Consider the following 20,048-nt stretch of genomic DNA (forward strand, 5'->3'; position numbering starts at 1 on the left):
TAGCGTTCTACCCTGAATTAAAAAATCACGATAGTATGATGTGGTTCAATTATTATCAAGTCCTGATACACTCGTATAAATACTCACTGGACTTACGAAAAACCCTGAATATAGGCAAAAGCCCAAAAAAAAGCCCTGCAAATTACAGGGCAGTAGTGGAGAAGCGTTTATATTGAATCTATTCTTAGTATGGCTTAACAATTACAGAAGTTCCAACATCAATAAAATTCTGATTCAACCATTTTGCAGCGCTGGGTAACACCCTGATGCATCCATGGCTTGCATTATAATTAGGTACTTCATATGCTGCATGTATCGAATATCCGCCACTAAAGTGCATGCAATAAGGCATTTTCGCACCGCCGCCTGTTTCTATAGGATAGATGCTGGATTTGCAATCTTCCCCTTTTTTCGAATAAACCTTAAAGCTACCTGTTACCGTTCGACACGATCTGCCCACGTCTTCACAGAAATCCTTTCCCCCTGAAGCGCTTCCCGTTTTCACCCTGTTACCCTGAGCATCATAGGCTGCCCATGCTGTAGCTTTAGGATCAAACACAAACACTTTTTTCCCGGTAGGCTCTCTTTTCTCAGGAAAATAACTAGCGCCCTTATGATCTGATTCCATACTCATAGTGTAATGAGTATACCCCGCATCATCGACAATAGCAGTCGACCTATCCATGGAAGCACAAGAGGCCGCCAAAGCACAAACAGGTACTAACAGTAGTTGTTTTTTCACTTTATATCTCCCTCTTTTTTTTTATTGTATCGGGAGATTTTGAAATAGGTTTAGCTTTTTTGATAAAATATTTTAACTATTTGTATTTTTTGTGATCTCGAAGCTCACTTAGTAGGCTTTTTTGTGCTTCTTTAGGGACCATACTGATCAGGACTAGAGCCAACTGCCTATCTGAACACTCAAAGCAACCACCGCGTGGAGGCATTGCATTAAAACCTTCATCAGTGTGCATAAAAAGAACGTCAAACCCTTGCTTCAATCTTATTTTCCAATCGGCTTCCTCACCGATTCGTGGAGCACCGAGTGAAATCAAGGGTTTTTGAGCATGGCAGTTGGCGCAATAATGGCTATAAATCTGTTCGCCCTCATCTTTTGCCCCTTCAACTGACTTTAAAAAATCTTGTGGATGATGGCTCTCAGAATAAGCCGTTCCAGTAAACATGCATAAAATCAACAGGTAGACAGTGAAATAGTCTCTCATGTTATACTCCTGAAAATTGGCGTAAATATTGCTAGGGATTCAGTACTCATAATAAATGAGTCAATAAATAGAAAAAGGATTCATGTTGTGAAAAAGAGCATACTAAGTGTTTTAACATTTTTTGCAAGCTTCTGTTTGTATGCAGATCTGAGCCAATCGCTCGATTTAATAAAAAATAAAATTGAATCACATGTTTTAAATGAACTGACCACCTATACCGAAGGAAAAATTGAAGTACAAGCAGATCAACTGGATCCACGCTTAAACCTCAGGGCTTGTGCAGAAAACAAACTTGAGATTTTTAACCCGTATAAAACTCCCATGCTCAATACTAATACAATGGGGATTAAATGTTTAGAAGAAGACAATCATTGGTCCTTATACGTCCCCGTAAAAATTAGCGTTTTAAAAACAGTATTAGTTGCAAAGCGGGCATTGGTTAAAGGCAGTCGAATCACGAGCAATGATATTTACCCAATGGAGATGGATGCCCAAAAATTAAAACAAGGATATTTTACTGACCCTAAAGAATTAATTGGACTTATCTGTAAGCATGATATAACCCCGGATAGTCCCCTTAACTCGTTTAATATTGAATTGGCAAAGCTGGTTCATAGAGGTGATCAAGTGACTATCGTGGCAACGAATGACTTTTTAACAGTGAGTATGGATGGGATTGCATTGGATGAAGGCGTACTTGGTGATTCGATTAAAGTAAAAAATCTGTCCTCGAAACGAGTTATAGATGCACAGGTAACTGGGGAAAAAAAAGTAGCCGTTGTTTTATAGTTGAGATACTACAGCTTTAATCTCTCTGCTCAGCAAGGGAAATAGAGATTATCGTAAACTCAATTATAACACGCCCCTGAATAACTTAGGTTTGTGTGAAAGAAGGCAGTACTGTGTTAATGATGTCGAAATCACTTAAAAAACAGCTTTTAATGGCTGAAGTGATTATAAAGATTAAAAATTAACCGAAATTTACTAAAGAAATCGCAAAAGGAGCCGATAACTATGTTAAACATGAATGAGGATATTAGTATGGTTAACCATATCAACGATTCGGCCAATATGAAATCCATTGATTCAGATAGTCGTCTTAAAGCCAAATCTCATGACGCACAACGTTCTGCGCCTGAGAATACAGCAGTATCTACTGACAGCGTCAATCTCAGTGATACGTCAAAGCAATTAGAAGCTCTTAAAGCGTCACTCAAGGATGTACCTGAAATTAATGAAGCACGCGTTTTATATTTTAAAGCAGAAATTAATTCAGGCAGCTATCAAATCAACAGCAGCCAAATTGCGATGAACATGTTGAACTCTGTAGAAATGGCTTAAATATTAGGATGATTTAATGAATAATAATAACAATGCAACCAAGCTGATCGGGCATTTAGAGCAAGAAATTAACTGGATCGAAGCGCTTAATATACTATTGGCCGAAGAAAAAAATGTTCTGAGCACACGGCAATTTAATCAACTGGAGGAACTGGCAGAAAAAAAACAGGTTCTCTCTACAAAACTGGAAGAAAGTGCCAAGCAAAGAATAGATCTAATTAACGACACTCATCCTGAGTCTTCCCCCAGCCTCTCCCTACAAGTGTTTTTAAAAAATTGCTCTGTAATTGAAGCAAATAAAATAAACACATTAAACACAAAACTGATAGAACAGCTATCCATCTGCCGTGACTTAAATACGATAAATGGCCAAGTAATTGCGAGCAACATTCACACGCGTCAACAAATTGTCAGCGCTCTGTCAGGAAATAAAGTAGAGGCCACAAGTATTTACACTTCTAACGGTGACATGACCTCATCAAACAGTGCAAATCATCATCAAAAAGCCTGATAATAATCTGAACGTCTGGCTTTGAGTACAGGTTGCACGATCTCGCGACTAAAAAAAGCGGAATGTACATCAGGTACATGAGCATTTTTTCTCAGGAGATCGAAACCAACTGAACGGCTGGCTTTGAGTGCAGGTTGCACGATCTCGCGACTAAAAAAAGCGGAATGTACATCAGGTACATGAGCATTTTTTCTCAGGAGATCGAAACCAAATGAACGGCTGGCTTTGAGTGCAGGTTGCACGATCTCGCGAGTAAAAAAAGCGGAATGTACATCAGGTACATGAGCATTTTTTCTCAGGAGATCGAAACCAACTGAACGGCTGGCTTTGAGTGCAGGTTGCACGATCTCGCGACTAAAAAAAGCGGAGTGTACATCAGGTACATGAGCATTTTTTCTCAGGAGATCGAAACCAACTGAACGGTTGGCTTTGAGTGCAGGTTGCACGATCTCGCGACTAAAAAAAGCGGAGTGTACATCAAGTACATGAGCATTTTTTTAGTCGCGAGATCGTGCAAGATGCGCCAAAGACAGCCGTTCAGCGCATACGGAGAGCACCGTCGAGCCGCACCACCTCCCCATTAATCATCCCATTCTCAATAATATGCCCAACCAAGGAAGCAAACTCCTCAGGTCGTCCCAGGCGCTTTGGAAAAGTAACTGAAGCTGCGAGATTATCCTGCACTTCCTGGGGCATGTTTAATAACATCGGAGTTGCGATTAAGCCAGGAGCTATAGTATTGACTCTGATGGCAAACTGGGCCAGCTCTCGGGCTGCTGGCAAGGTCATTGCGACCACCCCACCCTTTGATGCACTGTATGCTGCCTGACCTATCTGGCCTTCAAAAGCGGCTATGGAAGCGGTATTAATGATTACGCCTCGTTCCTGAGATTTACTCTCGATTTCAAGACCTGACATGGCGTGTGCGGCGACTCTCATTACATTGAATGTACCGATGAGATTTACATCGATTACTTGTTTAAACGCAGCCAAGGGCATAGCACCCTCTTTACCGACTATTCGTTTGGCCGGAGCAATTCCTGCACAATTAATGCAGACTCTGGGCGTCCCCAGGTGAGCAATAGTCTCTTTCATGGCCTTTTCTACTGATTCATCACTGGTCACATCACAACTGACATAGAAATTGGCTGAGATATCACTTACTTCCTGCTTGTCCCAGATGACAACTTTCATACCGTGTTTTTGTAAATACTCGGCACATGCTTTCCCCATTCCTGAGGCACCACCGGTAATTAATGCAATTTGATTATCAAAATTCACTATCATGCTCCATCTGATTTAATTACTGTAAAAACTCTTTGCTTAATGCTTTAAATTCTGGAGTACCCGCCACCCTGATCCATTCAAAAAAAACCATTTCAGAGGTTACCAAATGAATGCCCTCTTGTTTCATGCGCTTTAATGCATATTTCTTATCCAATTCATTACGGCTGCTTACGGCATCTACAACTACATAAACTTCATAGCCTGCCTCTTTCATTTCCATGGCAGTCTGCAAAACACAAACATGAGATTCAATGCCAATCAGAATTAATTGTGTTTTTTTAAATGAACTTAATCGCTGAACATAATCTGGTTGCTGCATGCAAGAAAAGTGTACTTTTTCAACACAATCATCTGATGCAACATAACTATTGAGTGGTTCTATAGTTGCTCCTAAACCTTTAGGATATTGCTCACTGGATAGAATAGGTACATCCATTTTTTTTGCCAATTTTAACAACCATTCACAGCGTGCAACCAAATCTTCGTTATTTGAAATCGAGGGTAGTAGTTTTTGCTGTACATCGACAAGTGCCAGGAGCGAGTCATTTTTGTTAAGTAACATCCTTTTGTCCTTAGAATTAAATCATCATCTTATCCTAAGTAGCGCAAATGAATCCACTGCTCTTCAGATTAGACGGCTCCTTGTAGATTTAAAAATCAAGGCAAGCGGCTATCGCAAAGAGATGAACATTTAACCTGGAGTCCACTTAGGGTCTGCTGAGAATTGCCTCCTAAGCCTACGTTCCGCGCTTTATGCGCAGAATCCACAGCTGTCCCATTAAAAATGTGACGTCTTTCTGAGCGTAGCGAGGAATCTCCTGCAAATTGGCACAATCTGAATTAATGCATTAATTATCATTGGACGTTACATTACGTGAAGAGGATTCTCGCGTACGCAACGATCATGCTCCTGAAAATAGGGCGATGGTTCGGCATATTATTTTGAACAGGTTACAAAATACCAAAAAGAAATTTAAGGATATGAGCATTAGGCGCCTGCAGAAAAAGGCTGGCTGGGGAGACTCAACTCTTGATATGATTTTAATGGCCCCATTTTAATGGGATCGTGCAACCTTTCAGGAGATTCCTCGCTACGCTCGGAAAGACGTCATATTTTTAATGGGACAGCCGTGGCGCAGAATCTAGGGTCTGTTAACATATTCAAGTTTCGACGTCCCGCGACTTGTTCGCGGGATCCAATTCAATCTTTATAGGCGCAATATATTCTTGTTTTGCGCACGATCTATCGATTCCGCGAACAAGTCGCGGAAAGTACGCTTGAAAACAATGAAATGTCAACAGCCCCTAGAAATAATCTCATTAAAAGTAGGTTCATTTTAGTGAGACCATCTCTCAGGCATAAAGAGCGGAAAGTAGGAGTAAATAGATGAAATGTCCTCAGCCCCTGGTAAACTGCGGGTAATAGGAAATAAAATCCCTGTCTTTACCGCTATTTGTTTAAACCCGATGAACACATTTCCTGTGCTCGTCAAGATTGGATCTTCGGACTGAGAACTGGCTTATAAAAAAGCCGGAGTATTACTCCGGCCTCGGATTTTCAAATTTGATACTTGATCATCCTAATTATAGAGCAGCGATGTCTATGGTTTTCATTTTAACATCCATCTGCTTATTGCCTCTTTGAATGGATAGCGTCACTTCCTCACCGACTTTAATTTCAGTCAGTAAATTATATAACACATCATAATTGGGCACTGGATGAGCATTCAGAGCGACAATTACATCCCCCATGACGATATGCCCCCATGGATCTCGATGCGTTCCGCGCAATTTCACGTGAGCAGCTGGGGTATTAGGCAAAACATCAGCAATTAATATCCCTTTACTCACCCCCAATCTTTGAGCAAGATTAGGTTCAACACGTTGGATACCAATACCGGACAAAACCACGCGTCCATGTTTAATTATCTGAGTAGCAATTCGATCAATGTCATCAGCAGGGACTGCAAAACCAATTCCAGCTGAAGATCCGGAGCGCGAATAAATCATAGTATTCAGACCAATTAACTGACCTGCACTATTGAGTAAAGGGCCACCTGAATTTCCTGGATTGATGGGGGTATCCGTTTGAATCATATTATGAATGGTAACACCGCCTATACCAGGAACTTTTCGTCCTAATGCTGAAATCACCCCTTTAGATAAACTGTGATCCAAGCCAAAAGGATTCCCAATAGCGATCGCTTTCTGACCGACAATCAAATCATTGACATGTACTATTTCAAAGGGCTTATATGATTTTAAATAAGATAATGCCTGAGGATTTTTTATTTCAAGAACAGCGATATCTTTACGAGGTTCTGTACCAATTACCTTGGCTGGAACAGTCATATTTCCCAAAGTAATGGCCAAATCATCCGCGCCTTTTATAACATGATAATTAGTTACTATATGTCCTCTATCATCCCAGATAATTCCGGAGCCTGCGCCATCGGGAACATGCATTTTTTGCAGAGAATGATTTTTTGCTACTGTAGTCAGGCGATGAACGTATACCACTTTAGGGGCAGATTTTTGAAATATATCCACAGTATTTCGTTCATCAGGCAGAAGTGTATCTAAATTTAAACTAAATCCTGGACTTACAAGGGTAAAACTCAAAATACACGCTTTAAAAATTAAATTACTTATCTTCTTCATCTTCGTTATACTCCATACCAGCAGCACCAGCATATCGCTTACGAAAGGCCTGGCGTGCTAATAACTTATCGATTACTGGTTGCGGAAAGTCCGTAATAGTAATGATATTTTTATCCATTAAAATGTCAATTACGTCTTCAAGCACACGAATTAATTGCAAATCTGATTGGATAAACTTCAATTGAAGATCTTTGTCACAATGAATTAAAAATTGAACTACTTCAGGATCATCAATATCGAGTTCTTCCAACTTCTCTGCATTATCTTGATTATATATGGCACAAACTTGACCATCCTTATCACGTTTTATATAAACCACGAGTCATTCCTTAAGCAACCAAGGGATTAAAGTCTTTAAATTTTAAGCATGAAGCTGATTTAAAATTCAGACCCTTATAAATTCCCATGCAAACTACAAGTTCACATGGGTGCCATATTGTAATATACAACATCATTAATGTCATCAAATAACTCAAAAGAATGATTTTTAAACAAACATAAGCCTTGAATCTTTTTCTGAATCAGCATCTTCATCGGAGTCAACATTTGAATCATCGCTACTTGAAAGTTCAGCCTCATCATCACTGTTTAGTTCATCATCGCTTTTAACGTCATCATCACTATTTTCAGAATCATTAACATCGGTTTCAGCTTTCTCAACATTATCTCTCGCCGCTTTTTCAATTTTGGAGCGATCGAAAGAAATGCCTGTTGAGATATTAAAATATTGCAATAAAAATTGAATGGGAGCCAGAATCATCATCTTAAAAGACGTAGTCCCTGCTTCAATGGTTTGTTTTGCAATATGTTCACTGTCATCAGTATGGCGAATGTAAATCTTTTCAAGAAGTCCGGAATGTTGTTTGTAAATGTAATCCAGACTTTCATTGCGAGATTTTTCCTGACCCAATAAATATTCCTGCAAATCAGTACGCGTATCCCATAAGGAAGTTCTTCTCTTCTGCAAGTGCTCCAGCTCACTATCATAAAATTTGATTTCTTCATCAATTTCTTTTTTTAATCGGTCGCAAGCTGCTTTTCGTTCTGCAGAGATTTCACCATCGACTATCGCACCAGATTCTTTTAATGAAACCTGTGCATAACGATCAATCAATTGTGTTTTTTTATGAAGGACATCCTCAATTTTAGTATCTAAATAAATAATAGCGTCCTTATTAGCGCCCAGAACCTGATAATGAGAATCGAAACGTTTATTACTTTGCATTTGTTCACGCATCTTCTCTAATTCACCCGCCTCCTGGGATATTGCCTTTCTTTGTGCCTCATCATTTAAATTCTTATCTCTACTAAGCAATAATTGCCTGACAAATACAGATAATGCCACTACTGCTCCAAACGCAGCCGCACATATGAGGGCTATAGTCACTGGTTCCATAGTCGACTCCTTATTGGTGCAAATGAATCAATTGAGTATGTATTTCGACTTCAAAATACTGACTGAACGATTGAAATGAATTAACCTCAGGCCACTCATCAGGTTGATTAGACATCCGACTCATCGCCGTTTCGAAAATTGGCTTATAGTACTGTTCCAAAAAGGGTTTGATTTTACTTAAATTCGTAAAATTTTTAACCATAACAGTGGAGTTCTCGGCCAACTGAGATAAATTAACCCGTTCCATTACAGTCATAAGTTCTTCTTGGTCTTCGACAGCAGTTTTCATCCATTTTAAAAGCATAGTGCGTGGCTTAATATTCAATACTTGATGACCATCAGACAATTTTGGTTCCATTAAAATAATATGAGAATGTAACTCAAACTTAAAACAGCATAAAAAATCCAAAAAACTGGTTTCAATTTCATTTCGAGCCTCAGCTCCTAACCAACGACAAATTTCATGTCGAAACATGGTTGGAAAATGCTTTTCAATTTCATAAAGGGTTGCTTCATCTGAATTCTGTTTTGCAATAACATATGCCGTATTATCAGTGTGTAAGGTTTTCAAACTGGGCAAATCATTTTCTGGTAATTGTGAGGCAAGGAAGGATAAAAAGACCGTGGTCGGTTTTAATACCACAATCTCAGATTGATTTTGATGCATGACGTTCTCCCTGATTTAGTAAACTCATCCTGAGTACATACCCTGAAAAGAAATCTACATCTTATCTTTTAGTTGGTTAGATACAGCGAGTAAATTACCGTTGAATTCATTAATTAATTCCATTCAAGTATATGAAACAAAAAAGCGTCTCTTATTCAGTCTAATTTGCCCTTGGGATTCTTTCAAGAGGATAAGAGAGTTTTTCTCAAAACAGGACAATGTCAACAGCCCCTGGTTACAAGCGCTTTATACCCCCCTAAGTGATGCCGCTTGAAAGCAAAGAAAGAAACTTCAAATTTTATCACCATTAAATGCGGGCTTTGAGAATTAAAGAAATGATATAACTGCAATATACCAAGACCAGTATGCCGCCATGCCATGGAGACAGCTTCTTCTTGTAATGATAATTTAAAAATATTAACAGGACAGTTAATGCAATCAATACCGGCATATCCCTCCATAAAACGATAGTACTGATTTTTGAAGGATTGATTAATGCAGGAAAAGCTAATATCAGCAGGAAATTATAAATATTGGAGCCAAGAATAGTACCGATGGCAATTTCTTCTTCCCCTTTTAACGCCGCAGTGATTGATGTTGCCAATTCAGGTAATGTGGTTCCAAAAGCAATAATGGTTAATCCAATTGTGACTTCATTAACACCACACCATTGCGCAATGGTAGTAGAACACAGAATAATGTATTTTGCACTCACCGGCAGAATGATCAAACCGAGAAATGTACTTAACAAATTGGTTCCGATCGAGCGATTCGAATTAACTGCTGCTTTAAATTCGTTAAAGAACGGATCTCTTTTAGGGGCATGATTTGCCAGATAAATAAAAAAAGATATTGCGCCTATACAGGCGATAAGTAATAAACAGCCGTCCGTTTTCCCTAGAAAACCATCAAGTATCAAGCTATAGGCGAAGAGCATGGTGATAATTAAAATGGGGTACGCCTTTTTAAGCGTGGCGAAATTCATAGTGTTTGGTTTAATCAGTATAGTAATCCCTAAAACCAAACCAATATTAGCAATATTCGATCCAATGGCATTACCTATAGCCAAATCATTCTTATCCTTAAGAGCAGACAGAATGGAAATGGCAATCTCAGGTGCAGTGGTTCCTATAGCAACAATAGTTAATCCAATGATCAGAGGCGACAGGTTAAAACGAACAGCTAATCCAGAAACGCCAGTTACCAAGTGATTTGCAGCCCACAAGAGAGCAATGAAACTAACGATTAATATCAGGATGGTATTCATTGGGTAACTCAAAAATACAATTTATTTGATGATAATACGAGTTTGAGTAATAGGATATAGCCCAACCCAAATTTGGTTCACTGAAATTCATCAAGATCGAATAACTTATCCAGGATAAGGCTGGTGGGTTTGGCTAAACCAAGTGAAGTCAACTGTTCTCTGGGAAACCACGAACCAGTACCTTCTGCAATCTGTTGATTTGAGGATTGAGTTTGAATACTAAGAGCATTAATTTCCAGATGAAAATGACTGAATCGGTGCTTGAAGGACATCAATGGCTTTGGAGTCGAGCCCTTTAATGCATAATGGTGCTGGATGTATTCCAAAGGGCTCTCTTCAACACCCAGACTTGGAAAACACCATAAACCACCCCATAAACCTGTGGGAGGTCTTTTTTCCAAATAAATGCACTTGTTTTTATTATGGAGAACCAGAAACTGCTGATACTGAAGTGGTGCAGGTTTTTTAACTTTCCTGCCAGGGTATTGGCTTTGCTCTTCGTGTTTATAAGCCAGACAGGTTGCGTTAAGCGGACAACGAAAACAATCGGGGTTTCTGGAAGTACAACAGATTGCCCCCAAATCCATTATTGCCTGGGTATAGTCTGCACAGCGCTCTGTTGGCATGCATAAATTCGTATGCTCCCATAGAGTTTTTTTTACCTGAGCCTGTTCCGGCCAGCCTTTAATTAAGAAATAGCGGGCTAACACTCGCTTCACATTACCATCTAAAATGGCTGCTGGTTCATTAAATGCCTGTGAGACAATTGCCGCTGCGGTTGAAGGACCAATTCCAGGTAAGGTGATCAAGATCTGTAAATCCCCTGGAATTATCCCTTGAAAGCGCTCGCTGATTATTTTTGCGGCCGAATGAAGATTTCTGGCCCTGCTGTAATAACCAAGACCTGACCATAATGAGAGCACCTCATCCTCAGGAGTTAGTGCCAAGTCATCAACGGTAGGAAATCGCTGCATAAAACGATTAAAATAGGGAATAACTGTTTGCACCTGTGTCTGTTGAAGCATGATTTCAGAAACCCAAACCCGATAGGGGTGCCTTGGAGATTGCCAAGGCAAATCTTTACGCCCATTAAGGTCATACCAAGCAAGCAGAGGACGACTAAATTGTTCCTGAATGAATTGATTGCTCAACGTACTAACTCTTTTAATGTACCCTCAATGTGCTTCAAAGGGTGTTCTAGTGTCGTTTTAATCAATAACTGACTTAAAAGAGGATTTATCATTTTTAGATCAGGTAACACGGTTGGTTGATCTAATGTTCCTGATACGTCAAAGGGAAAATATCCTCCAAGTGCCTTTTGAATCTTTTGCATGGAACTGTCTGTTGAATTACTGTTTAAAGATGCTTTTAGTTTGCCGTTTAATTCACGCGTTGATAAATTGATGGTTCCTTCGCCATTTACTTGCAATTTATCGGTTTGCAAGAGCATGGATTCGCTCGTAATCAGCTCATTGTGTATTTGATACTGAATATTGGCCAATTTGAACGGAGTATTACCGGATCCTAATTTATCCCATCCTGATAAGGACAATTTTTTTGGAAGTTTTGATGGATCGCCTTTCATCAGATTATCCAACTGTTCTTTTATATTACTGATCATTTGATTCAGGTTGATATGATAGATTTCTCCATCTTTAAGTGTAATTGCACCTTTGCCACTAATGCTCTCAAAGCCGGGTTTATTCAATGGGATGGTTGCATGAATGGAGTAATCGAGATTACCACTGATTGCTTCATGCCCCACTAAAGCAGTCATTAATTGTTTACCATCAAGATTAGTCGCTGTCTGATTCAAGGAAAACTGTTGGCTGGCGATTCTATAATCCATATCCCCTATAGATTCCCCGCCATATAACGAGAGAGTGAAGGGATTGAATGACAGGCCGCTCTTATGAGTTTTAAGGGTAGTATTGAGTTTATTGATTGCAAATTGATTGATTAAAATATTTTGAATAGACAGTTGGCCTTCAACTGAGGAGTGTTCGATTCCACTTTGTAGTTCATTGATAAATGAGGGGGCAAGACTTAGCCTGCCTTTAAAATTGATGCTTGCTTTAGCAATTGAAAATGGAGCGGCTTCGGTAAGTCTGGCTTTAATTTGAACTGGAAAAGGAGTTTTCTGGGTATTAAATTGTTCAATACCTACTTGAATGTTTTTAAATACCGTGGCGCGTCCATTTTTATTAATAACAATTTGACCATGATTTACGGATAAACTTTGAATGGCGAATTGATGGCTCGCAGTTTCTTGTTTATTTTGAACCGGTGCCGTCTGAGATTGTGATGACTGAGGAGTATCCTGGTTAATATGTACTTTCAATCCATCGACATTGATTTCACTAAAAACAAAATCTCCCTTAAGCAATGGGGTAATTTGTAAGTTTAACAACATACTGTTTATAGATAGGGAATAATTCTCTTTGGTTTGTTCATCACCTATTTGAATTTGGCTGAATTTTAACCCGGGTCTGGGGAAGACTTGCCAGAAAATATCCCCATTAATTTGGCTTTTTTTATGAGTAAGTGTGGTGATTTGCTTGCTAACTAATTGCTTGATGGTTTCAGGTTTTATATTTTTAGCGAGTATCCACAGGGTGATAAACGCAAATAATAATAAAAACAATATGGCAATTAGAAATTTTCCCAGAATTTTCATAGCACAGAGCCTGGAGTTAAAAAATGAAGCATATAGATATAGAAATGTCTGTCAAGTTGTACTTTTAAAAAATCCACGCAAATGTCATAAAAATCGCCTCCCCTCATTGAACGTTAACAAATAAATTACAGTTAACTCAATTTTTTTTTGCAAACCAGTAATACTGGCATGTTATTATTTAACCAAATTGAATTTATTTTCAGCGCTTGATTAATTATGGGAGATGAAGAATGACTCAACCACAAAAGACATTAAGAAAAAAAGATGGGCAATGGCATATGGACGGATTCCTGTTTGATAAACAAAAAATTGCCAATCAAATGGCTTATTTATTTTCTGGAATTGAAGGACAAAAAAGAGCCAGGGCAATTCGAGAAGAAGCGGAAAAAATCCAGGACCCTACTCAAAGAAAAGTGTTTATAGAAGAAGAAGTTAAGAAAAAAGGAAAAGAAGTCGAAGAGGGGCTCTTTAAAGGCATTGTAAAACACATGGACACTCTCCCAAGATCAGGGAAAGATTTAAGTGGTCCAGATGCAGGAAAAGATCTTGTTGTAGATCTGATGAAATCTCTTGGTTTAAATGTTGATCCTGATAATGTCCAAACCCACTATACTCCCGGACCACCGCAAACCTTTCACATTTCATGGATTAATCGACCATCTGCTGAACTTAAAAATGAACATTCAGAAATCAATCAATTGAGTTCATGTTATGCAAACACGTTGAGTCCTGAGGAACGAACAGAATTTGATGCAGATTGGGGTAATCATGTTGCCCAAGCCAAGAATGACGGTCCCAAGGTACCAAAAACCACTTTTGAAATGAATGCCGCAAAATCCTGGGCTGATTTCAAGAACAGTGAGAGCAAAGAAAAGACTGAATCTGCAGAGATGACTGATGAGCATGATCTGAAAGATGAGCTAAGTGCAGCTTTCAAGATATAAGCACGTGTTCTTTGTTCGTATTAGGACGTCCAGAGAACACCTCACGGATTGTTCTGCGCATCGTTAAATCACTTCAGTTCGATAACAAGTACCCGTAGCATGTGCTGCGGGATACTGGAACAATTGGGTAGACAGGGTATCTTAGGAAAATTCCTCAACGCTAATCACTATTTATTCCCCCTTGCGAAAGTGGGTATCTATGCAAGAATGAGGCATAGTGGCGCATTAATGCCTTGCCTAGAACATGATTTTTTCTACTGGATAATTTTGCAGTTTTTTACTCTGGAATATTTTTTTCTTCTCAAGACTACCGTGCTCAAGGATTTTCGCTGCGACCAGAGCATCCGGTTGGCCAGCCTCAGCTGCCATATTAATCCAGTACCATGCTTTTTTTCTGTCCTCAACGACGCCTTGACCATAATAATACATATAGCCTATCGCGTATTGCGCATCAGGTTGACCTTTTGCCGCTTCTGGTTTTAAACGAATAAATGCTCTTCTATAATCTTGAGCCTTAAAACTCTGAATCCCTTCATGCAAATTATAGGCACCCGAAATACAAGCAGCCAACAGTGGAATAAAAATTACAATTAATAACAACCTGGTTAACGATCTCATACTGTTTATTCCTCTTTCAACGGCTTTGCTACAGGCTCAAAGATTAAATCATTTTTAGGTAAACTTAAACTCTCCAGATTGCCATCCCTTTCTACCAAAACGGCTCCCGCCATAATTCGTTTAATTGCTGCTCCGCCAGGGATTTTATCACCGATTTTATAAGTTTTTTCCTCGCCGCTGGAAGAGCGGATAATAACCTGCGATTCATCCATTTTATCGGCGAAAAGGATCCCTACCAGTTCGACATTCAACATCGATTTTTTCACACTGCCTTCGTTCAAATCATTAGGAACATAAACACCGAACAAGGAAGAGTTCAAAATATCGCGAAATGAATCCTGCTTTTCCCCTCCAAGAGGGACTGTTTCTTTTTCTGAAGTAACGCTGGTTTTCGAATAGGGAAGCAAAATACTGGCAAATTCGATAATGATTAATAATGAAAAAAGGGAAATTAAACTCATGATGATCCATTTTGCATACCTGGCGGAAAGTAAATAATGAATATCAAATTTCATATGTCCATAACCCTTTAATTTTTAAAGATGCAAACTCATTTGTTCTATGCTAAAAATTAATATACACCCAAGACACTTGGGTAGGTACCCATCCTAGCATAAATTATTGGATCTTTATCTAAAGTGGGTATAAACCATCCAATAATAACTGAATTTTTTCAAGGACGACGCATGAACACCAAATTGCTCCCTCCTCACATTCAATTGGCTATGATGTCGCGTGAATATGTAGTTTCAAGGACACTGCATGTTATTGCTCAGCTGGGATTAGCCGATCATATGTCCGACCAACCCAAATCAGTTACAGAACTGGCTCAATTAACCGGTACGATACCAGATCTTCTGGATCGAGTTTTAACTTTTCTCACGGATTATGGATTATTTATCAAAGAAGGAGAAGCCTATGCGCTTACACCTTTATCCTACCCTTTAAAACAGGATAACGCCTGTTCAATAAAAGATATTTTGGGAATGTTTGATGACTGTTGGTGGCAAGCATTTTCCCAATTAGAAACCAGTTTAAAGTCAGGTATTCCAGCATTTAAACACCAACACGGCACTGATTTTTATGAATTTATGAACAATCATCCGAATAAAAAAAACCACTATGAAAAAGGCATGGCAGCACTGTCAAAACTGGATGATGACCTGATTGCCCAACATTTTAATTTTGGCCAATTTTCGCAAGTACTGGATCTGGGTTATGGCAGAGCAGGATTAGCTGAGGCGATAGTGAAACATCATCCGGGAGTACACATCGACCTTCATCCATTCGATCCGGAATTGATTAAAAATGAAAATGACCCATCCTTGTTAAACCTTCCTGATGCGGATGCCTATATTTTTAAAGGAATATTACATGATTTTAATGATCAGATTATTATCAAGCGACTTAAAGAGCTACGTAATACCATGAAACACAGGAGTTCACTGATTATTGCTGAACAAGTCATTCCCGATAATGATCTGCCTCATACCAACAAAACCATGGACATTATCATGATGGTTTTAGTAGGCGGCAGACAAAGAACCGCCACAAACTGGATCGAACTGATTGAACCAATTGGATTTAAATTGGTATCGATTACTCCAACTCAAGGCATGTTTACCCTGATGCAATTCACATAACCCACTCTTTACTGAGGATGCAAGAACGATTGAAAAATACCTGCCGGATCACATTTATTTTTTAATTCTATCCATGCAGCATGTTGCTCACCAAAATGATGCTTCCAATAATCATCTGACACCCCATTCCCCAAGAAACCCGATAAATAACGCTTACCGCCTAACTGTATCAACCGACGGTCCAGATCCTGGATGGCCTGTAAACAACTATCCTTCAATGGCAAAGGTACGCCTGGATTTAAAATCATAAAGGAACAGATCGAATCCTCATCAGGGAGCATCAAAAAGCCTTCCTTCTTTTTAGCCATTGGCACGATATGAACAAGATTGGCATAATGTACAGGTAATTCCTGTAATATTGATGAAAGATGTTCTTTTAAAACTGCTGTAGAGATAAAACATTCATACCAGGGATGATAAAGTTCCCATTGTCCCAGCATTTTCATCATTTCAAATCGGGAATTATGCCTTAAAAGATAAGCGGAATTCCGCTCCTCTTGAGTATTAATGACATGCCAGGGATCCAGATGAGCAATAACTTCCCCAAGATCCGGACTGTTTTTTTCATATTCTACAGAAAGATGCAAACCGAAAAGCCACTGCACCAGCGGAACACGTCTATCCCCAACAGATTTAGCACCCTGGATCGAAGGAGAACAAAAGGTCTCCATATAATCTACCCGTCCTTGTGCTTTTTCTATATCGCGAAACCATTGTTCCTGATCAGTATAAACCAGACACACTGTTTTAACCTGCGCTTTAATCGGGCGTAACTGTATGCACACTTTTGTAATGACGGCAAACCGCCCCTGCCCTGAAAGGCATGCTTGAAATAATGGCGAATGACGTTCAACACGATGTTTTTCCCCCTTCCCATCGACTACTTCCAATGCTTTAACATGAGCATTGATTGCCCCATGTTTAAAAGAAGAAGCCCCTACTCCACCTGCTGACAAAACACCAGCTACCGACAAATTACAATTATAGGGCAGTACATAAGGCGCCTGATTTTTCTCTAAGGCTACCTCGAGTAAACTTGCCCAAGTGGTATTTGCCTCAACCCAGATGGAATCATCGGTAAGCTCCAGGGGTTTATTAAACTGCTGCATGGAAAGTGTTAATCCACCCGGAACGGGTAAAGACTGCCCACATTGACTTAATCCATTACCACGAATGGTCACTGGTAACTGATGCTGACTCGCATACACAATCAAAGCTTGTAATTCATCGGTAGTCTGGGGTATGAACACCGCGGAAGGAGAAGATTGAATTAATTTACCAAAATCCTGACTGAAAAAAACAAGCGTTTGCTCATCACTGAGCAACGCTTGTCCTGTCTCATCTTCATATTGCTTGATTCTCTCTGTATTCCACTGGTTGAATGACATGTTGATTCCTTTCTTGTGCTTGACCTAATCGTTTGTTACATGCAAGAACCAATCCATCGAACATCTTGTTAAATGCGTCATAGCAGCGATCTATCATTTTTAAAGCCTCACGACGGGTGCTGATTGGTAATTGCACTTCGAATATTTTTTTCTCCATTTCTTCTTCGAACAAAGCATGTGCCAACTCCACTTCCAAATGTGAACTTGAGAAATATTTCAAATTTCTATCCTCTCCTGTTTTCTTAACTTGTTTCACTACTTTTTCGAAAAATACATGTCCAGATGATTCCAAAGTCAAGAGCAGCGCGACATTTAACCTTTCATCGTCCAGTTTGTAAATTTCCGACATGATGGCATAAGCTGCATCTCGGATTAGTTGTGAATCTTTGCTGTACAACCAGGCAACATCATCACGATCGCAGAATTTATCGCTGCAAAATTCACTCATGTATTTTTTATCACTCAAAAACCATTTTTCGTGGCCAGCATCTTCCAGACGATGGTGGCGAGCCACTTTCTTTAAATAGGGATCTTTAACTCGTTCCTCGTTAATACGTAATATATCTTGAAAGGTCATTGCCCAAAAAGTTAGTTCTGGTACAAAATAACTGATTTCCTCCAAACTGTTTAAGTCTTCTAGCACACTAAAGAATGGATGATTTACAAATTCATTTTGTTTTGAATCGATATATGCTTGTATAGTTTTCATGATTGACTCCATGTATTAAATTGTTTGACAATTATACATGTGCAGCCGGCGTGCCAACATTTTATTCAAAATGAGTAAAAATTAACCTCAAAACCAGGCTTTTTTTGTTTTTCCCGCAATAAATTCTCAGGAAGCGACAAAATAATGTCCCTGAATCTCAACTGGGCGACATTTTTTTGACCAACAATTCGTTTTAAAATGAATGGCCTATTGTAAATTAAATAAATTTCGCCAATTTTTTGTCATAATCAAGCATCAAATTATCCACATCATGCCAATTAAGCTCCTTTATATCAGTTATTGAACAACAAATTTGGTCTAAAAGACATTTTTGAATCTCACCCAGTGCCTGCGCTCGCGAATAAGGGGTATTTGTAAACATAACCAACACATGTTTCGAGATATAGCGTTCTGGGTATCGAGCCATTAATTCACGCTCCACCTGTTTCTTTAAAATAAACTCCGGGTGACGAATGTCAGAATGAATTTCATGGTAGTTATCCATCGACATTTGAGCAACAGCATCCGTATTCACTTTTCTTTGTTCATAAAATAGGGGCATAACTTTTGACCAGTCGTCATGGTGCTGTTCTAATAATTCATCTAAAATACGACAATCCTCAAAAGCGCTATTCATTCCTTGGCCAAAAAAGGGAATAATGCCATGGGCAGCATCCCCTATTAGCAAACATTCATCGCGGTAATACCAGGGAGTACACTTTATAGTACTCATAAATCCAGTTGGATTTCCGAAAAACTCACTGGCCAAATTGGGCATAACTTTAAAAGCATCAGGAAATTCCTTCTTAAAAAAAGCGAATAAACGCTCTTCATTATCCAAAGTAGCGAAACTGTCTTTGCCTTCATTCGCTAAAAATAAAGACCCTGTAATAGAATCATCAGGATTAGGATTACCCAAAAGCATAAATGAATCACGCGGCCATAGGTGTAAATGCTCCCTGGCCATTCCTATAGTATGTGTTTTACTGATAGATAATTCTTTATAGCTGTGTGAAAGATAATCCCTGCTTGCAACTACAATCCCCTCGCTTTTCATCGCCTCTCTTACATGTGACGGAGCTCCGTCCGCCCCAATCAATCGATGATAACGGTGCTCAACAGGATGTCCATCTTTAGTTTCAAATTTCAGCTTTTTATTCTGAACATCCATTTGCAACAGTTTCATTTCAAAGTGCAGATGAATATTAGGCGATTGATCAGCTTGATTTAAAAGCAGTGCATTTAAATCAGTGCGAGATATAGCGTTAATGTATTCATTTTCATGACGACCAAATGGCTGAAAATGAACCTCTCCATTTGCTTCATGTATCGCTCGTGCGCGCATGGGAACCATAATCTGTTTCACTTCGTCCATTAAATCCATTGCATCCAAACCTGTAATTCCCCTGCATGATAAAGCAAGATTAATAGAGCGACCGTAATCAATGGGGCTTTCACGTACATCAGAACGTGACTCAAACAACTCTACCTTGTAGCCTCGCCTGGCCAAATATAATGAGCAAAGAGTTCCCGCCAGCCCTGCTCCAATAATGGTAATTTCTTTCATGTGTTCTCCCTGTCAACTCATCACTCCATCCAACGTCCAGTGTTTGGGCAAGCCTCTGATGGAGATGCTTTAAATTCATTATCCGTGCCTTGGATATGTAGTCCCTTCATCCATTTAGTTCCAACGTCCATGTCTTCTTCACGGGGTCC

22 protein-coding genes are annotated in these 20,048 nt (G+C 39.3%); 5 read left to right on the plus strand and 17 right to left on the minus strand.

The features are described 5' to 3' along the window. Nucleotides 1-184: 184 nt before the first annotated feature. Together ELY21_RS11275 and ELY21_RS11280 are read right to left on the minus strand one after the other, a co-directional pair. Nucleotides 185-742, minus strand: coding sequence for a L,D-transpeptidase (locus ELY21_RS11275; protein ID WP_127109570.1), 558 nt, complete (start codon nt 740-742; stop codon nt 185-187). Nucleotides 743-818: 76 nt separating this feature from the next. Next, nucleotides 819-1,223, minus strand: a complete 405-nt coding sequence (locus ELY21_RS11280; protein WP_127109572.1) for a cytochrome c5 family protein — start codon at nt 1,221-1,223, stop codon at nt 819-821. Between the two features lie 87 nt (nt 1,224-1,310). Here ELY21_RS11280 and flgA point away from each other — a divergent pair, with 87 nt between their 5' ends. The 3 genes from flgA to ELY21_RS11295 all read left to right on the plus strand — a co-directional run bounded on the left by flgA (nt 1,311) and on the right by ELY21_RS11295 (nt 3,075). After that, nucleotides 1,311-2,012, plus strand: a complete 702-nt coding sequence (flgA, locus tag ELY21_RS11285) for a flagellar basal body P-ring formation chaperone FlgA (RefSeq protein ID WP_127109574.1) — start codon at nt 1,311-1,313, stop codon at nt 2,010-2,012. 225 nt (nt 2,013-2,237) lie between these two features. Beyond that, complete coding sequence (gene flgM, locus ELY21_RS11290) at nt 2,238-2,564, plus strand: flagellar biosynthesis anti-sigma factor FlgM (RefSeq protein WP_127109576.1); 327 nt, start codon at nt 2,238-2,240, stop codon at nt 2,562-2,564. A gap of 16 nt (nt 2,565-2,580) precedes the next feature. Further along, the gene (locus ELY21_RS11295) at nt 2,581-3,075 is read left to right on the plus strand and encodes a flagella synthesis protein FlgN (RefSeq protein WP_127109578.1); all 495 of its coding nucleotides are present in this window, start codon (nt 2,581-2,583) and stop codon (nt 3,073-3,075) included. Here the strand turns inward: ELY21_RS11295 and ELY21_RS11300 are convergent. The 10 genes from ELY21_RS11300 to ELY21_RS11350 form a co-directional block, all read right to left on the minus strand. Further along, nucleotides 3,063-3,521 carry a hypothetical protein gene (locus ELY21_RS11300; RefSeq protein WP_127109580.1) on the minus strand — a complete coding sequence of 153 codons (459 nt, stop codon included), beginning with the start codon at nt 3,519-3,521 and terminating at the stop codon, nt 3,063-3,065. The genes ELY21_RS11295 and ELY21_RS11300 overlap by 13 nt on opposite strands. Nucleotides 3,522-3,612: 91 nt before the next feature. Next, nucleotides 3,613-4,356, minus strand: coding sequence for an SDR family NAD(P)-dependent oxidoreductase (locus ELY21_RS11305; RefSeq protein WP_127109582.1), 744 nt, complete (start codon nt 4,354-4,356; stop codon nt 3,613-3,615). A 22-nt stretch (nt 4,357-4,378) separates the two neighbouring features. Beyond that, entirely contained in the window at nt 4,379-4,924 is a 546-nt protein-coding gene (locus tag ELY21_RS11310) for a hydrolase (RefSeq protein WP_127109584.1), read from the minus strand. A gap of 1,022 nt (nt 4,925-5,946) precedes the next feature. Further along, on the minus strand, nt 5,947-7,023 hold the full coding sequence (locus tag ELY21_RS11320) for a S1C family serine protease (RefSeq protein ID WP_199741701.1): 1,077 nt from the start codon (nt 7,021-7,023) through the stop codon (nt 5,947-5,949). Beyond that, on the minus strand, nt 7,007-7,342 hold the full coding sequence (locus ELY21_RS11325; protein WP_028385207.1) for a hypothetical protein: 336 nt from the start codon (nt 7,340-7,342) through the stop codon (nt 7,007-7,009). The genes ELY21_RS11320 and ELY21_RS11325 overlap by 17 nt, the downstream gene beginning before the upstream one ends. Before the next feature lie 168 nt (nt 7,343-7,510). Continuing rightward, nucleotides 7,511-8,419: a hypothetical protein gene (locus tag ELY21_RS11330; protein ID WP_028385206.1), complete on the minus strand. Its 909-nt coding sequence runs from the start codon at nt 8,417-8,419 to the stop codon at nt 7,511-7,513. Between the two features lie 10 nt (nt 8,420-8,429). Then, nucleotides 8,430-9,086: a hypothetical protein gene (locus tag ELY21_RS11335; protein ID WP_127109588.1), complete on the minus strand. Its 657-nt coding sequence runs from the start codon at nt 9,084-9,086 to the stop codon at nt 8,430-8,432. Between the two features lie 307 nt (nt 9,087-9,393). Continuing rightward, entirely contained in the window at nt 9,394-10,353 is a 960-nt protein-coding gene (locus ELY21_RS11340; protein WP_127109589.1) for a calcium/sodium antiporter, read from the minus strand. 77 nt (nt 10,354-10,430) lie between these two features. Beyond that, a complete protein-coding gene (mutY, locus tag ELY21_RS11345; RefSeq protein WP_127109591.1) occupies nt 10,431-11,504 on the minus strand; it encodes an A/G-specific adenine glycosylase in 1,074 nt (357 codons plus the stop codon). After that, nucleotides 11,501-13,030, minus strand: coding sequence for an AsmA family protein (locus tag ELY21_RS11350; protein ID WP_127109593.1), 1,530 nt, complete (start codon nt 13,028-13,030; stop codon nt 11,501-11,503). Before ELY21_RS11350 ends, mutY begins: the two co-directional genes overlap by 4 nt. Nucleotides 13,031-13,260: 230 nt before the next feature. Between ELY21_RS11350 and ELY21_RS11355 the strand changes: the two genes are divergently transcribed. After that, nucleotides 13,261-13,974 carry a hypothetical protein gene (locus ELY21_RS11355; protein ID WP_127109595.1) on the plus strand — a complete coding sequence of 238 codons (714 nt, stop codon included), beginning with the start codon at nt 13,261-13,263 and terminating at the stop codon, nt 13,972-13,974. 237 nt (nt 13,975-14,211) lie between these two features. Here the strand turns inward: ELY21_RS11355 and ELY21_RS11360 are convergent, their stop codons facing one another. Together ELY21_RS11360 and ELY21_RS11365 are read right to left on the minus strand one after the other, a co-directional pair. Beyond that, nucleotides 14,212-14,592, minus strand: coding sequence for a tetratricopeptide repeat protein (locus tag ELY21_RS11360; RefSeq protein ID WP_127109597.1), 381 nt, complete (start codon nt 14,590-14,592; stop codon nt 14,212-14,214). A gap of 5 nt (nt 14,593-14,597) precedes the next feature. Then, on the minus strand, nt 14,598-15,107 hold the full coding sequence (locus tag ELY21_RS11365) for a type II secretion system protein N (protein WP_127109599.1): 510 nt from the start codon (nt 15,105-15,107) through the stop codon (nt 14,598-14,600). Nucleotides 15,108-15,278: 171 nt separating this feature from the next. Here ELY21_RS11365 and ELY21_RS11370 point away from each other — a divergent pair, with 171 nt between their 5' ends. Next, nucleotides 15,279-16,235 (plus strand): methyltransferase, encoded by a 957-nt coding sequence (locus tag ELY21_RS11370; protein WP_127109601.1) that lies wholly within the window; start codon nt 15,279-15,281, stop codon nt 16,233-16,235. An 8-nt stretch (nt 16,236-16,243) separates the two neighbouring features. Here ELY21_RS11370 and ELY21_RS11375 read toward each other — a convergent pair whose 3' ends face one another. From ELY21_RS11375 to ELY21_RS11385, 3 genes are all read right to left on the minus strand, one after another. Continuing rightward, nucleotides 16,244-17,623: an FAD-binding oxidoreductase gene (locus tag ELY21_RS11375; protein WP_127109603.1), complete on the minus strand. Its 1,380-nt coding sequence runs from the start codon at nt 17,621-17,623 to the stop codon at nt 16,244-16,246. Beyond that, nucleotides 17,580-18,332, minus strand: a complete 753-nt coding sequence (locus ELY21_RS11380) for a hypothetical protein (RefSeq protein WP_028385196.1) — start codon at nt 18,330-18,332, stop codon at nt 17,580-17,582. Before ELY21_RS11380 ends, ELY21_RS11375 begins: the two co-directional genes overlap by 44 nt. 217 nt (nt 18,333-18,549) lie before the next feature. Continuing rightward, nucleotides 18,550-19,899 carry an NAD(P)/FAD-dependent oxidoreductase gene (locus ELY21_RS11385; RefSeq protein ID WP_127109607.1) on the minus strand — a complete coding sequence of 450 codons (1,350 nt, stop codon included), beginning with the start codon at nt 19,897-19,899 and terminating at the stop codon, nt 18,550-18,552. Nucleotides 19,900-20,048 lie beyond the last annotated feature (149 nt).

This window comes from Legionella sp. km535, from assembly GCF_003990085.1.
GTDB classification, from domain to species: domain Bacteria; phylum Pseudomonadota; class Gammaproteobacteria; order Legionellales; family Legionellaceae; genus Legionella; species Legionella moravica.